Consider the following 13,080-nt stretch of genomic DNA (forward strand, 5'->3'; position numbering starts at 1 on the left):
GGCGAGGTCCGCGCCACCGCCAACCGCCTGGCCAACTTCGACGACGCGAACCTGCGGCGCTCGGCCCGGGCCGCCGTGGCCGCGGCCGCCCGTGTCCAGCGCGCCCTGGAGATCCTCGCCGAGGACGTGCCGGACCATCTGCTCGCCGCCGGTGAACTGCGTGTCCAGCACCGCCAGTCGTCGCTGGAGGAGCTCGGGCAGCTCGCCGACCCGCCCATGACCAAGGACGCGGTCGCGGGGCGCATCCGGAGACTGCTGTCCATGGCGGACCGCAAAGCCGCCGAGCTCGGGATCCCCGACACCGAGTCCGTGGTGACCGAGGACATGCTCGACGAAGGCTGATCCACCCCGGCAGCACCCTGCGCGGGAGCGGTCCCCGCCGGGTAGTCTGGGTCACGTCCCGGGCTCCACCCGGCCCCGGTGACATCAAGCGTTCTCGCACCACCAATAAGGAGACAACACGTGACCGTGCGCGTAGGCATCAACGGATTCGGACGTATCGGCCGCAACTTCTACCGCGCGGTGGAGGCTCTCAAGGCCGAGGGCAAGACGGACATCGAGATCGTGGCCGTCAATGACCTGACCACGAACGACATGCTCGCTCACCTGCTCAAGTACGACTCCATCCTGGGTCGCCTGGGCAAGGAGGTCACGTTCGACGACTCGTCGATCACGGTCGGTGGGACCAAGATCGGCGCCCTCGCGGTCAAGGAGGGCCCCGCGTCCGTGCCGTGGGGTGACTACGGTGTCGACGTCGTCGTCGAGTCCACCGGCATCTTCACCGACGCCGAGAAGGCCAAGGGCCACCTCGAGGGTGGTGCCAAGAAGGTCATCATCTCGGCGCCGGCCAAGAACGAGGACATCACCATCGTCATGGGGGTCAACGACCACGAGTACGACGGCTCGCAGACGATCATCTCCAACGCCTCCTGCACCACCAACTGCCTGGCGCCGGTCGCCAAGGTCCTCTCCGACGAGTTCGGGATCGTCAAGGGCCTCATGACCACGATCCACGCCTACACGCAGGACCAGAACCTCCAGGACGCGCCCCACAGCGACATGCGCCGTGCCCGCGCCGCCGGCATCAACATGGTGCCCACCTCCACCGGTGCGGCCAAGGCCGTCGCGCTGGTCCTGCCCGAGCTCAAGGGTAAGTTCGACGGCTACGCCGTGCGCGTCCCGCTGCCCACCGGCTCGCTCACCGACCTCACGGTCGAGCTCGAGAAGAAGGCCTCGGTCGACGAGGTCAACGCCGCGGTCAAGGCCGCCGCCGAGGGCGCGATGAAGGGCATCCTCAAGTACACCGAGGATCCCATCGTCTCCTCCGACATCGTCGGTGACCCGCACTCGTCCATCTTCGACGCGCCGCTGACCAAGGCGATCGACGGCCAGATCAAGATCGCCTCCTGGTACGACAACGAGTGGGGCTACTCCAACCGCCTCGCCGACATCATCGGCCTGGTCGGCAAGTCGCTCTAAGACCCCGCGGGACTGACATCCCAAGTACGACGATCCGGGCCCGGTCCGGGAACGCCCACAGCGTCCCGGCCGGGCCCGGAGCACATGGACCGGCAGCACCACCCACCATCACCACCGTTCTTCCGACAGGAGTCCCACCACATGGCCGTGAGCACGCTCAACGACCTGCTCGATGCCGGCGTAGAGGGTCGCAAGATCCTCGTCCGCTGCGACCTCAACGTCCCGCTCGACGGCTCGACCATCACCGATGCGGGCCGGATCACCGCCTCGCTGCCCACGCTCAACGCTCTGCTCGACGCCGGTGCAGCGCTGGTGATCACCGCGCATCTCGGCCGCCCGAAGGGTGAGCCCGACCCCCAGTTCTCCCTCGCCCCCGTGGCGGAGAAGCTGGGTGACGAGCTCGGGCGCTACGTCCAGCTCGCCGGTGACGTGGTGGGGTCGGACGCCCGCGAGCGAGCCAACGGCCTGACCGACGGGGACGTGCTCCTGGTGGAGAACGTGCGGTTCGACCCGCGCGAGACGAGCAAGGACGAGGCGCAGCGGGCCGAGTTCGCGGCCGAGCTGGCGAGCCTGGTGGGCGAGGACGGGGCGTTCGTCTCCAACGGTTTCGGGGTGGTCCACCGCGCGCAGGCGTCGGTGTACGACGTCGCCAAGGTCCTCCCGGCCTACGCCGGCGACCTCGTCCAGAGCGAGGTCGAGGTCCTCGCGAACCTCAGCGGCGACCCGGAGCACCCCTACGCGGTCGTGTTGGGCGGCTCCAAGGTGTCCGACAAGCTCGCCGTGATCGAGGCCCTGGCGCCCAAGGTCGACACCCTGGTCATCGGCGGCGGCATGTGCTTCACCTTCCTCGCCGCACAGGGCCATGAGGTCGGCTCCTCACTGCTGCAGGAGGAGATGATCGACACCTGCAAGGACCTGCTCGCCAAGTTCGGCGACGTGATCAGCCTGCCCGTGGACGTGGTCGCCGCCGACGGGTTCGCGGCCGACGCCGCGCACTCAACGGTCTCCGCCGAGGCCATCCCGGAGGGGAAGATGGGCCTGGACATCGGCCCCGAGTCGGTGAAGGCGTTCAGCGAGAAGCTCTCCGCCGCCAAGACCGTCTTCTGGAACGGCCCCATGGGCGTGTTCGAGTTCGAGGCGTTCTCCGCCGGGACGCGCGGTGTCGCCGAGGCCATCATCACCGCGACGAAGAACGGCGCGTTCTCGGTGGTCGGCGGCGGCGACTCCGCCGCGGCCGTCCGCACCCTGGGTCTCGGGGAGGAGAACTTCTCCCACATCTCCACCGGCGGTGGCGCCTCGCTGGAGTACCTGGAGGGCAAGGAGCTGCCCGGCGTCACCGCCCTCGAGCGCAGCAACTGAAGACCGACGAGACCACAGGAGAAGACATGGCACGCACCCCGCTCATCGCCGGCAACTGGAAGATGAACCTCAACCACCTCGAGGCCATCGCGCTCGTCCAGAAGGTCGCCTTCGCACTCCCGGACAAGTACTTGGAGAAGGTGGACGTGGCGTTCATCCCCCCGTTCACGGACATCCGTGGCGTCCAGATCGTCATCGAGGGCGACAAGCTGGGCTTCGCCTACGGCGCGCAGGACGTCTCGGTCCACGAGTCCGGTGCCTACACCGGCGAGATCTCGGCGGGGATGCTCGCCAAGCTCGGCTGCACCTATGTCGTCGTGGGCCATTCCGAGCGCCGTGACTACCACGCGGAGTCCGACGAACTCGTCGCGGCCAAGGCCGCCGCCTGCCACCGGCACGGGTTGACGCCGATCGTGTGTGTCGGCGAGAAGCTCGAGGTGCGGGAGGCAGGGGACCACGTCGACTTCGTCGTGAACCAGCTCTCCGAATCGCTCGCGGGACTGTCCACGGACCAGCTGGCCTCCAGCGTGATCGCCTACGAGCCCGTGTGGGCGATCGGGACCGGCAAGACCGCGTCCGCCGCCGATGCCCAGGAGGTCTGCGCCGCCATCCGTTCCACGTTGGCCGATCTGGCCGATGACGCGACGGCCGAGCAGATGCGGGTCCTGTACGGCGGCAGCGTCAACGCCTCGACGATCGGCGAGCTGCTCGACCAGCCCGATGTCGACGGTGGTCTGGTCGGAGGCGCGTCGCTCAAGCCGGACGAGTTCGCCCAGCTGTCGGCGATCGCCGCCGGTGGCCCGTTGCCCTGACACCGCCCACTCCGGCGCGCCCGGCCCCGCGGGGTCGGGCGTGCCGGGATTCGCCGCGGACACCCGACCGGGTAGTCTGTAGCGGTCGCACCCGACCGCCCGACCCGACGTGAGGCACGATCCCTACATGAAGCTCGCCCTGGACATCTTCCTCATCACCACCAGCCTGCTGCTGATGCTGTTCATCCTGCTGCACCGCGGCAAGGGAGGCGGCCTGTCGTCACTCTTCGGTGGCGGTGTCCAGTCCAGTCTCTCCGGGTCCAGCGTGGTCGAGCGGAACCTCGACCGGGTCACCGTGGTCGTCGCGATCCTCTGGGTCATCGCCATCGTGGCGGTCGGCCTCATGGTCCGGTTCGGCTGACCGACCGGTCCCCGGCGCGGCCCCACCGCCCGGGCGGACGACGGGGCGCGTCTCTTCCACCGAGTGGAAGGGACGCGCCCCGTTCCTGTTCTCAGAGCACCATCGAGGCGGCCGGTCCGTCCAGGTGATACGTGGTCGACTCGGTGCCCACGGCACCGGCGACGGGCCAGTCCGCGGGGTCCGCCCCGCCCAGGCCCCTGGCCACCGCCTCCGCCTTTCCGTCCCCGGCGGCCACGACGAGCACGTGCCTCGACCTGCGCACCGCCGGGAGGGTGAAGGTCAGTCGCTCCGGTGGCGGCTTGGGGCAGTCACGCACGCCCACCGCGAGCCGCTCGGTCTCGGCGACCGCCGGAGTGTGCGGGAAGATCGAGTTCATGTGCCCCTCGGGTCCCATGCCCAGGAGGGTGACATCGAACAGCGGCTCGTCGCCCTGGGGCAGGTCCACTGCGGCGAGGAACGCCTCGGCCGCGGCGTCGACGTCCTCGAACTCCGGTCCGCGGGCCGGCCAGCGGTGGACGGTGGCGCGGTCGCCCACGGTGCGGAGCAGGACGTCGTCGAGCTGCCCGTCGTTGCGCTCGGGGTCGTCTGCCGGGACGAAGCGTTCGTCCCCCAGGTAGAAGGTCACGCGTGACCAGTCGACATCGGCCCCGGCGAGTGCGGCCGCGGTCTTCACCCCCACCGAGCCGCCCGTCAGGGACAGCGTCGCGGTCCCGGCGGTGGCGATCCGTTCGTTGAGGTGCCCGACGACGGCGAGGGCTGCCGCTTCGGCGAGGGTGTCCGCATCCGGGTGTACGAGATGGCGTGTGACTGACATCGGCGCTCCTGTGGTGGTGGTCCGGTGGGGAAGTGACGTCGACCTCGGGCCCCCGGCTCAGCGAACCGAGGCAGAGGTGTAGATGACACGGTCATGATTGGCCAATGCATCGGCGTACACGCCGTCGGTGTCCATCCGCCGTAGCTCCTCCGAGAGACAGTCGGCGACGCTGCGGCCGACGAGCGCCACCCGTGTGGGCGCCTGACCCGTGATGCGGAGCTCGGCGGAGGTCGCGCTGATCTGCTCGAGGACGATGGAGCCCGAGGCCCGCTCCAGGACGACCATCCTCGGGCCGACGGCCCGCAGAACGTCGATCCCGAGCCGGGACGCCAGCCATCCACCGGCCAGGTCCACCGACGCCGCCCGCTCCGGGCCGCACACCGTCGCCCCGGTGATGCGCTCGAAGGGCGGACGGTCCAGGGTCGCCGCGAGCAGGGAACGCCAGTGGGTGATGCGCGCCCACGCCAGATCGGTGTCGCCCGGGGAGTAGCCGGCCGCCCGTTTCGCCAGCGCATCGGTGGGATGGCCCTCCGCGTCGGAGTCGACGATCCGGCGCTTCGCGAGCCTGCCCACCCTGTCCTCGGACAACAACGTGGGGGAGTGGCGGGGCCACCACACGGCGAGCGGGGTGTCCGGCAGCAGCAACGGCGTGACGAGGGAGGCCGACTGGGAGGCCATCGCACCGGAGGTGCGCAGCACGACGACCTCCGCCGCCCCGGCGTCACCGCCGACGCGGATCTGACCGTCGAGCCTGTCGGCGTCCGCTCGAGGTCCGCGGATCACCACGATGACCCGGCACGGATGCTCCCGGCTGGCCTCGTTGGCCGCCTCGATCGCGGACTCGCTGCCGCGGACGTGATCGGTGATCACGATCAGCGTGAGCACCCGTCCGATGGTGCTCAGCCCGGCCTCCTCGCGGATCTGCACGAGCTTCTTGGCGATCCCGCGGGTGGAGGTGTCGGGTAGGTCGATGATCACGGTCGCCTCCATGCGCGGCCACTCCGGGCCAGAATCTCGTCGGCGCCCTTCGGCCCCCACGTCCCGGCCTGGTACTGCTCCGGCGTCCCGGCCGACTCCCATTCCTGCAGGACCGGGTCGAGGAGCTGCCAGCTCAGCTCGACCTCGCGGGAGACCGGGAAGAGCGAGGGCTCGCCCAGCAGGACGTCGAGGATGAGACGTTCGTAGGCCTCGGGGGAGGATTCCGTGAACGCCTCACCGTAGGCGAAGTCCATGTTGACGTCGCGGACCTCCATGGCGGTGCCCGGGACCTTGGAGCCGAAGCGCAACGTGACACCCTCGTCGGGCTGGACCCGGATGACCAGCGCGTTCTGCCCCAGCTCCTGGGTCATGGTCGCGTCGAACGGCAGGTGCGGAGCGCGCCGGAAGACCACCGCGATCTCGGTGACCCGTCGTCCCAACCGCTTGCCGGTGCGGAGATAGAAGGGGACCCCCGCCCATCGGCGGTTGTGAACCTCGAGGGTGATCGCAGCGTAGGTCTCGGTGGCCGAGGAGGGGTCGTACCCCTCCTCGTCCTTCAGCCCCACGACCTGCTCGGACCCCTGCCAGCCACCCGCGTACTGACCACGCGCGGCCGTCTCGGCAATCGGCAGTGCCAACGAGGTCGACTCGAGGACCTTGGTTTTCTCCGCCCGCAACGCGGCAGCGGAGAAATCGGTCGGTTCCTCCATCGCGACCAACGCCATCAACTGGATGAGGTGGTTCTGTATGACGTCGCGGGCCGCGCCGATGCCGTCGTAGTAGCCGGCCCGACCACCCAGTCCGATGTCCTCGGCCATGGTGATCTGCACGTGATCCACGTGGTTGGCGTTCCACACCGGTTCGAAGAGCTGGTTGGCGAAACGCAATGCGAGGATGTTCTGGACGGTCTCCTTGCCCAGGTAATGATCGATCCGGAAGACCGAGTCCTCGGGGAAGACCGCACCCACCACCGCGTTGAGTTCGCGGGCGCTCGCCAGGTCGTGCCCGAAGGGCTTCTCGATGACCACCCGGCGCCAGGACCCCTCCGGGCCGCGGGTGCACCCCGTGCGATCGAGGTGCCGGCAGACGGTCGGGAAGTCATCCGGGGGGATGGACAGGTAGAACGCGTAGTTGCCGGCGGTCCCACGGTCGGCCTCGAGTGCCCCCAGCTGGTCCGCCAGATCGTCGAAGCCCTCGTCGTCGTCGAATGTCCCGGTGACGAACCGCAGTCCGGCGGCGAGCTGCTCCCACACGTCCTCGCGGAACGGGGTCCGGCACCGTTCGCGGGCCTGCTCGCGGGCGAACGCGGCGAACTCGTCGTGGGTCCACCGTCGGCGGCCGAAGCCGATCAGGGAGAACCCCGGCGGGAGCAGGCCACGGTTGGCCAGGTCGTAGATCGCGGGGATGAGCTTCTTCTTGGACAGGTCGCCCGTCACACCGAAGATCACGAGACCGGACGGTCCCGCGATGCGGGGGAGCCGACGATCCCGGGGATCACGGAGCGGGTTGGCCCACCCCTCCGGGGCGCCGCCGGGGACCTCGACGACCGGTGTCGCCCCGTCGTCCGGGCCGATCACGGCCCCGTCGGGATCTCGTCGATCCGCGTCCTCACCGTGTCCACCAGGTCGTCCCAGGCGGTCACGAACTTCTGCACGCCCTGCTGCTCGAGGAGGGTGAAGACCTCGTCCAGGTCGATCCCCTCGGCGCGCAGTGCGTCGAGGGTGGCCCGGGACTCCTCGGCGGTGCCCCGGACCGTGTCGCCCTCGACGACGCCGTGGTCCGCGAACGCCTCGATGGTGCCGAACGGCATGGTGTTGACCGTCCCGTGGGTCACCAGACCGGTCACGTACAGCGTGTCGGGGTACGCCGGTTCCTTGACCCCCGTCGAGGCCCACAGGAGACGCTGGGGACGGGCTCCGCGATCGGCGAGTGCCCCGAAGCGTCCCTCGGGGTCGAACAGTTCCTCGTAGACCTCCTGGCAGAGGCGCGCATTGGCCAGACCGGCCTTGCCCCGCAGCTCTGACGACTCCGGGAGTCGCGAGTCGATCTCGGTGTCGAGCCGGGAGACGAACACGGACGCCACGGAGTGGATGGCGGACAGGTCGTGACCGGCGGCAGCGGCCTGCTCGAGTCCGGTCAGGTACGCCTCCGCCACCGCGCGGTACTGGTCCGCCGAGAAGATCAGCGTGACGTTCACGTCGATGCCCTTGCCGATGACATCGGTGATGGCCGGCAACCCCGCCGACGTCGCGGGGATCTTGATCATGACGTTCGGGCGGTCCACCACCTCGGAGAGCTCCACCGCCTGCGTCACGGTCGCCGCGGTGTCGTGGGCCAGGCCGGGATCCACCTCGAGGGAGACGCGGCCGTCCACCCCGTCGGTCGCGCGGTGGACGTCGGCCAGGACGTCACACGCGTCGCGGACGTCGGACGTGGTCAGGGCCCGCACGACGGAATCCACGTCACGGTCGGCGCGGACCGCCTCGGTGAGCGCGCTCTCGTAGGCCGTCGAGTCGGCCAGCGCCGACTGGAAGATGGCCGGGTTGGTCGTCACGCCGACGATCGAATAGGCGGACATCCGCTTCTCGAGTTCGCCGGAGGACAGGAGCTGTCGGGACAGGTCGTCGAGCCACACGGAGACGCCGGCGGCGCTCAGGGCAGCGAGATTGGCGTTGGTCATGATGCCTCCCCGGCAGCGGCCGCGAGGGATTCGCGGGCCGCGGAGACCACCGCGTCGGCGGTGATCCCGAACTCGGTGAACAGGGTCTGGTAGGGCGCCGAGGCGCCGAAGTGCTCGAGCGAGACGGCTCGGCCGGCGTCGCCGAGGAACCGGTGCCACGGCATCGCGATGCCGGCCTCGACGCTGACCCGCGCGCGGACGGAGCGGGGGAGCACCGACTCGCGGTACCCGGCGTCCTGCTGATCGAAGAACTCGACACAGGGCATCGAGACCACACGGGTCGCCACGCCCTCGGCCTCGAGGACCTCGCGGGCCTGCACGGCCAGCTGCACCTCGGACCCGGTGCCCATGAGGATCACCTCGGGGGTCCCGGTCGAGGCCTCGGCGAGGACATAGCCCCCGCGCTCGACCCCCTCGCGGGCGAGCTCCTTGGTGCCCTCGAGCACCGGGACGTCCTGACGGGTCAGACACAGGCCCTTGGGCCCGTCGAGTGCCTCGAGCATGGCGCGCCACGACGCCGCGGTCTCGTTGGCGTCGGCCGGACGCAGGATCGCCAGACCCGGGATGGCGCGCAGCGCCGCCAACTGTTCGACCGGCTGATGGGTGGGGCCGTCCTCGCCGAGCCCGATCGAGTCGTGGGTCCACACGTAGTACGCGTTGCTCCCCTGGAGCGCGGCGAGCCGGACGGCCGGACGCATGTACTCGCTGAAGATCAGGAACGTCCCGCCGTAGGGCCGGGTGGGACCGTGGAGGGCGATGCCGTTGAGGATCGCGCCCATGGCGTGCTCACGAACGCCGAAGTGCAGGTTGCGTCCGTACGGGGACGCGGTCCACGTGTCGGTCGAGATGGAGGACGGGCCGAAGGAGTCCGCGCCCTTGATGGGCGTGTTGTTGGAACCGGCCAGGTCCGCGGAGCCGCCCCACAACTCGGGGAGGGTGGCACCCAGGGCCTGGATTGCCTCGGCGGACGCCTTACGTGTGGCGACGCCCTTGGAATCGGCGTCCCACGTGGGGAGCCCGGCATCCCATCCGTCGGGGAGCTCGCCCGAGTAGAGGCGATCGAACAGGGTCTTGCGCTCCGGGTTCGCCTCCGCCCAGGCGTGGAACATGTCGCTCCACTGCGCGTGGACGCGGGCACCTCTGTCGCGGGCGGCCCGGGTGTGGGAGATCACCTCGTCCTCCACCGTGAACGGCTCGGTGCCGCCCATGCCGAGCGCCTCCTTCACGGCGTCGACCTCGTCCTGGCCGAGCGCCGCGCCGTGCGAGGCCCCGGTGTTCATCATGGTGGGCGCCGGGAAGGCGATGACGGTGCGCAGGACGATCAGCGACGGCTTGTCGGTGACCGCACGGGCGTCGGCGATGGCCTCCTCGATGGCGGCCACGTCCTCACCGCCGTTCACCGTCTGGACGTGCCAGCCGTACGCCTCGTAGCGCGCCGCGACGTCCTCGTTGAGGGCGATCCGTGTGTTGTCCTCGATCGAGATCTCGTTGTCGTCGTAGATCGCGATGAGGTTGCCGAGCTGCTGGGTGCCCGCGAGGGAGGAGGCCTCGGCGGTGACCCCCTCCTGCACGTCACCGTCGGAGGCGATCACGTAGATGAAGTGGTCGAACGGACTCTTGCCCGACGGCGTCTCCGGATCGAACAGTCCGCGCTCGTAGCGTGCCGCCATCGCCATGCCCACCGCGGAGGCCAGCCCCTGACCCAGCGGGCCGGTGGTGATCTCCACGCCGTCGGTGTGCCGCCACTCCGGGTGTCCGGGGGTCTTGGATCCCCAGGTCCGGAGCGCCTTGAGGTCGTCCAGCTCGAGCCCGAAGCCGGCGAGGTACAGCTGGATGTACTGAGTGAGAGAGGTGTGTCCACAGGACAGGACGAAGCGGTCCCGTCCGACCCACGTCGGATCGGAGGGATCGTGTCGCATGATGCGCTGGTAGAGCGTGTAGGCGAGCGGCGCGAGGCTCATCGCGGTGCCCGGGTGGCCGCTACCGCATCGCTGCACGGCCTCGGCGGCGAGGACCCTCGCGGTGTCGACGGCGCGGGTGTCGAGTTCGGTCCAGTCGGACGGGTGGCGTGCAGTGGTGAGCTCGGTGATCTCCGACGCGCTGGTCACTTGTGGTTCTCCCGGGTCTGAGGGTGCGGCGCGGATCCGCGCGTATGTCGTGAACCACCTTAGTGGTCGCGGGCACGGCGGGGCGTGCGGTCCCCGCCCCCGCTCTTTCGCGGACCGTGCAGGGGGGACGTAGTATCGGGTCAGTAGTGCGTTGACGTCTGCTGCGAGGAGTTCCGGTGCACGATTCCACCCCGACCCGGAGTGGGGGGCCATCAGTCTCCCCTCCAGAGTCCACGGGGCGGCCGGCTCCGGCGAGCGGGCGAGCCCGCGCGGTCGACGTGGTGATGGCGTACATCGCCCTCACCAAGCCGCGCGTCATCGAGTTGCTGCTCGTCGCCGCCATCCCCGCCCTCCTCCAGGCCGACCGCGGCAATGTCCACCTCTCGCTGGTGCTGCTCACCCTGGTGGGCGGTTGGCTGGGAGCGGCCAGCGCCAACTCGCTGAACATGGTTGTCGACGCCGACATCGACAAGGTCATGAAGCGAACCGAGCGTCGGCCGTTGGCGCGTCACGCGATCAGTACCCGGGCCGCACTGGTCTTCGGTCTGCTGCTCGGCGTCTCGAGCATGCTGTGGCTGGGTCTGCTGGCCGGGAGCTGGCTGGCCGCGTTCTTCATCCTGCTGACCATCTGTTTCTACGTGTTCGTCTACACGATGATCCTCAAGCGCCGCACGGCCCAGAACGTCGTGTGGGGCGGGGCCGCGGGATGCATGCCGGTCCTGGTGTCGTGGGCCGTGATCACCGATCATCTCCCCGAGGGGCAGGCGCACAACTGGTGGCAGGCGATCGTCCTGTTCCTCATCATCTTCTTCTGGACGCCACCGCACACCTGGGCGCTCGCGATGCGCTACAAGGAGGACTACGAGGCCGCCGGAGTGCCGATGCTCCCGGTCATCATGTCCGCCGAGGGGGTCACCCGGCGCATCACCATCTACACCTGGGTGACCGTCCTGTGCACGTTCGCCCTGATCCCCGCCGCCGGCTGGGTGTACGCGGCCGGCGCGCTCGGCTTCGGAGTGTGGTTCATCGTCATGGCACACCGCCTCGAGGCCGGTGTGCGGCGCGGGGTGGAGGTCAAGCCCCTCAAGTTGTTCATCCTGTCGAACAACTACCTGGCGGGGGTGTTCGTCGCACTGTCCGTCGACGCGGTCCTCGGACTCCAGACGATCGCGGAGATCTTCCCGATCGCCTGATCACCCACCCCCGCCCTCCTCAGCGGGCGGGGTCGAGGGCGCTCAGCGGGCGGGGTCGAGGACGACCGAACCCGTGGTCTGCCGGGATTGCAGCGCCCGGTGCGCTTCCGCCGCCTCCGACAATCCGAACGTCGCGCCCACCGACAACCGGAGCGAGCCGTCGACGATCCCCTCGAGGACCTCGCCGGCCCGCTCGCGAAATTCCCCGGTGCCGGCGATGAAGTCACCCAGGCTCGGCCGGGTGAGGAACACCGAGCCGGCCGCGTTGAGCCGTTGCGGGTCCACCGGCGGGACCGGACCGCTCGCCGCGCCGAACAGAACCAGGGTCCCGCGGCGGGCCAGCGAGGCCAGGCTGTCGTCGAAGGTGTCCCGGCCCACGCCATCGAACACCACGGAGACACCGCCGTCGGAGAGCTCGCGGATCCTCTCCGGGGTCGCGTCGGGATAGAGCAGCACGTGGTGCGCCCCCAGTTCGCGACACAGGTCCGCCTTCTCCTCGGTCGAGGTCGTGGTGATCACCCGGTGTCCGTGGGCGACTGCCAGCTGGATGAGCAGCTGCCCGACCCCGCCCGCGCCCGCGGTGATCAGCACGGTGTCGCCGGGTAGGGCCCGGTGGGTGTCGGTGATGAGGTAATGCGCTGTGAGCCCCTGCAGCAGCATCGAGGCCGCCACCTCGTCGTCGACGCCCTCCGGCACTGTCACCAGCGACTCGGCGGGCGCGACGACGTACTGGGCGTACGATCCGGGAACCTGGCACCACGCCACCCGGTCGCCGACCATCAGGTCGGGCGTTCCCTCGCCGAGTTCCTCGACCACTCCCGTCCCCTCGCTGCCGGGGACGAACGGCAGGCCCCGGGCGTAGGTGCCCTCGCGGAAGTAGGTGTCGATGTAGTTGACCCCGATCGCGGTGGTGCGGACGAGCACGTCGCCCGGTCCTGGTGAGGGGACACCCACCTCGACCGGTGTGAGCACCTCGGGTCCGCCGTGCCTGGAGATCTCTATGGCTCTCATGGCGCCCAGTATCCGGAAGTATGTCGTCCGGCGCAGCCGGTGCCGGACTCCGGTTCGCCGGTTCGCGGGAGTCCCGGCGGAAGCGGGGCGGGGGAGGCGATAGGCTACCCCCATGAGCCTGCAGATCCTTTCCCAGTACGCCGGGGGGCCGCGAGTCCGGGCGACCGGCTGGCCCGAGATCATCACCAGTGGGTCCGGGGCGGCGGCCGCACCCGCCCGAGCCGATGCGGTCACCGAGGAGGCGCCGGCGCCGTCCGCGCCTGACACGCAGGCGCAGGCGCCGGC

12 protein-coding genes are annotated in these 13,080 nt (G+C 69.9%); 6 read left to right on the plus strand and 6 right to left on the minus strand.

Annotated elements, in window-relative coordinates; genetic code table 11:
• The 5 genes from whiA to secG form a co-directional block, all read left to right on the plus strand.
• The coding region (gene whiA / locus G6023_RS00005; RefSeq protein WP_182633754.1) for a DNA-binding protein WhiA at window positions 1-342 on the plus strand (342 nt) is incomplete at its 5' end.
• A gap of 120 nt (window positions 343-462) precedes the next feature.
• Entirely contained in the window at window positions 463-1,479 is a 1,017-nt protein-coding gene (gene gap, locus G6023_RS00010; protein ID WP_067716354.1) for a type I glyceraldehyde-3-phosphate dehydrogenase, read from the plus strand.
• A gap of 141 nt (window positions 1,480-1,620) precedes the next feature.
• Window positions 1,621-2,838, plus strand: a complete 1,218-nt coding sequence (locus tag G6023_RS00015) for a phosphoglycerate kinase (RefSeq protein WP_182633755.1) — start codon at window positions 1,621-1,623, stop codon at window positions 2,836-2,838.
• 26 nt (window positions 2,839-2,864) lie between these two features.
• A complete protein-coding gene (gene tpiA, locus G6023_RS00020) occupies window positions 2,865-3,650 on the plus strand; it encodes a triose-phosphate isomerase (RefSeq protein WP_132061394.1) in 786 nt (261 codons plus the stop codon).
• Between the two features lie 127 nt (window positions 3,651-3,777).
• Window positions 3,778-4,011 carry a preprotein translocase subunit SecG gene (gene secG, locus G6023_RS00025; RefSeq protein ID WP_067716343.1) on the plus strand — a complete coding sequence of 78 codons (234 nt, stop codon included), beginning with the start codon at window positions 3,778-3,780 and terminating at the stop codon, window positions 4,009-4,011.
• A 91-nt stretch (window positions 4,012-4,102) separates the two neighbouring features.
• Here secG and pgl read toward each other — a convergent pair whose 3' ends face one another.
• Genes pgl through tkt form a run of 5 tightly spaced genes read right to left on the minus strand, consistent with a single transcriptional unit; the run spans window position 4,103 to window position 10,591 of the window.
• Entirely contained in the window at window positions 4,103-4,825 is a 723-nt protein-coding gene (pgl, locus tag G6023_RS00030; protein ID WP_067716341.1) for a 6-phosphogluconolactonase, read from the minus strand.
• A gap of 57 nt (window positions 4,826-4,882) precedes the next feature.
• Window positions 4,883-5,815, minus strand: a complete 933-nt coding sequence (locus tag G6023_RS00035) for a glucose-6-phosphate dehydrogenase assembly protein OpcA (RefSeq protein ID WP_096905442.1) — start codon at window positions 5,813-5,815, stop codon at window positions 4,883-4,885.
• Window positions 5,800-7,377: a glucose-6-phosphate dehydrogenase gene (gene zwf / locus G6023_RS00040; RefSeq protein ID WP_067716385.1), complete on the minus strand. Its 1,578-nt coding sequence runs from the start codon at window positions 7,375-7,377 to the stop codon at window positions 5,800-5,802. The genes G6023_RS00035 and zwf overlap by 16 nt, the downstream gene beginning before the upstream one ends.
• Window positions 7,377-8,483 carry a transaldolase gene (gene tal, locus G6023_RS00045; RefSeq protein WP_182633756.1) on the minus strand — a complete coding sequence of 369 codons (1,107 nt, stop codon included), beginning with the start codon at window positions 8,481-8,483 and terminating at the stop codon, window positions 7,377-7,379. The genes zwf and tal overlap by 1 nt, the downstream gene beginning before the upstream one ends.
• Window positions 8,480-10,591: a transketolase gene (tkt, locus tag G6023_RS00050; RefSeq protein ID WP_067716333.1), complete on the minus strand. Its 2,112-nt coding sequence runs from the start codon at window positions 10,589-10,591 to the stop codon at window positions 8,480-8,482. The genes tal and tkt overlap by 4 nt, the downstream gene beginning before the upstream one ends.
• Before the next feature lie 176 nt (window positions 10,592-10,767).
• On the opposite strand from tkt, the gene G6023_RS00055 reads away from it, so the two are divergent.
• Window positions 10,768-11,784, plus strand: coding sequence for a heme o synthase (locus tag G6023_RS00055; RefSeq protein ID WP_256385623.1), 1,017 nt, complete (start codon window positions 10,768-10,770; stop codon window positions 11,782-11,784).
• A 42-nt stretch (window positions 11,785-11,826) separates the two neighbouring features.
• Here G6023_RS00055 and G6023_RS00060 read toward each other — a convergent pair whose 3' ends face one another.
• On the minus strand, window positions 11,827-12,795 hold the full coding sequence (locus G6023_RS00060) for a quinone oxidoreductase family protein (protein ID WP_182633757.1): 969 nt from the start codon (window positions 12,793-12,795) through the stop codon (window positions 11,827-11,829).
• Window positions 12,796-13,080: the final 285 nt, after the last annotated feature.

It is taken from the genome of Dietzia sp. DQ11-71, assembly GCF_014144995.1.
Lineage (GTDB): Bacteria > Actinomycetota > Actinomycetes > Mycobacteriales > Mycobacteriaceae > Dietzia > Dietzia kunjamensis.

Coding starts and splice junctions, on each gene's coding strand:
- pgl (WP_067716341.1), bottom strand. CDS start 4,825: ATGTCAGTCACACGCCATCTCGTACACCCGGATGCGGACACCCTCGCC.
- secG (WP_067716343.1), top strand. CDS start 3,778: ATGAAGCTCGCCCTGGACATCTTCCTCATCACCACCAGCCTGCTGCTG.
- tal (WP_182633756.1), bottom strand. CDS start 8,483: ATGACCAACGCCAATCTCGCTGCCCTGAGCGCCGCCGGCGTCTCCGTG.
- tpiA (WP_132061394.1), top strand. CDS start 2,865: ATGGCACGCACCCCGCTCATCGCCGGCAACTGGAAGATGAACCTCAAC.
- G6023_RS00015 (WP_182633755.1), top strand. CDS start 1,621: ATGGCCGTGAGCACGCTCAACGACCTGCTCGATGCCGGCGTAGAGGGT.
- G6023_RS00035 (WP_096905442.1), bottom strand. CDS start 5,815: ATGGAGGCGACCGTGATCATCGACCTACCCGACACCTCCACCCGCGGG.
- G6023_RS00060 (WP_182633757.1), bottom strand. CDS start 12,795: ATGAGAGCCATAGAGATCTCCAGGCACGGCGGACCCGAGGTGCTCACA.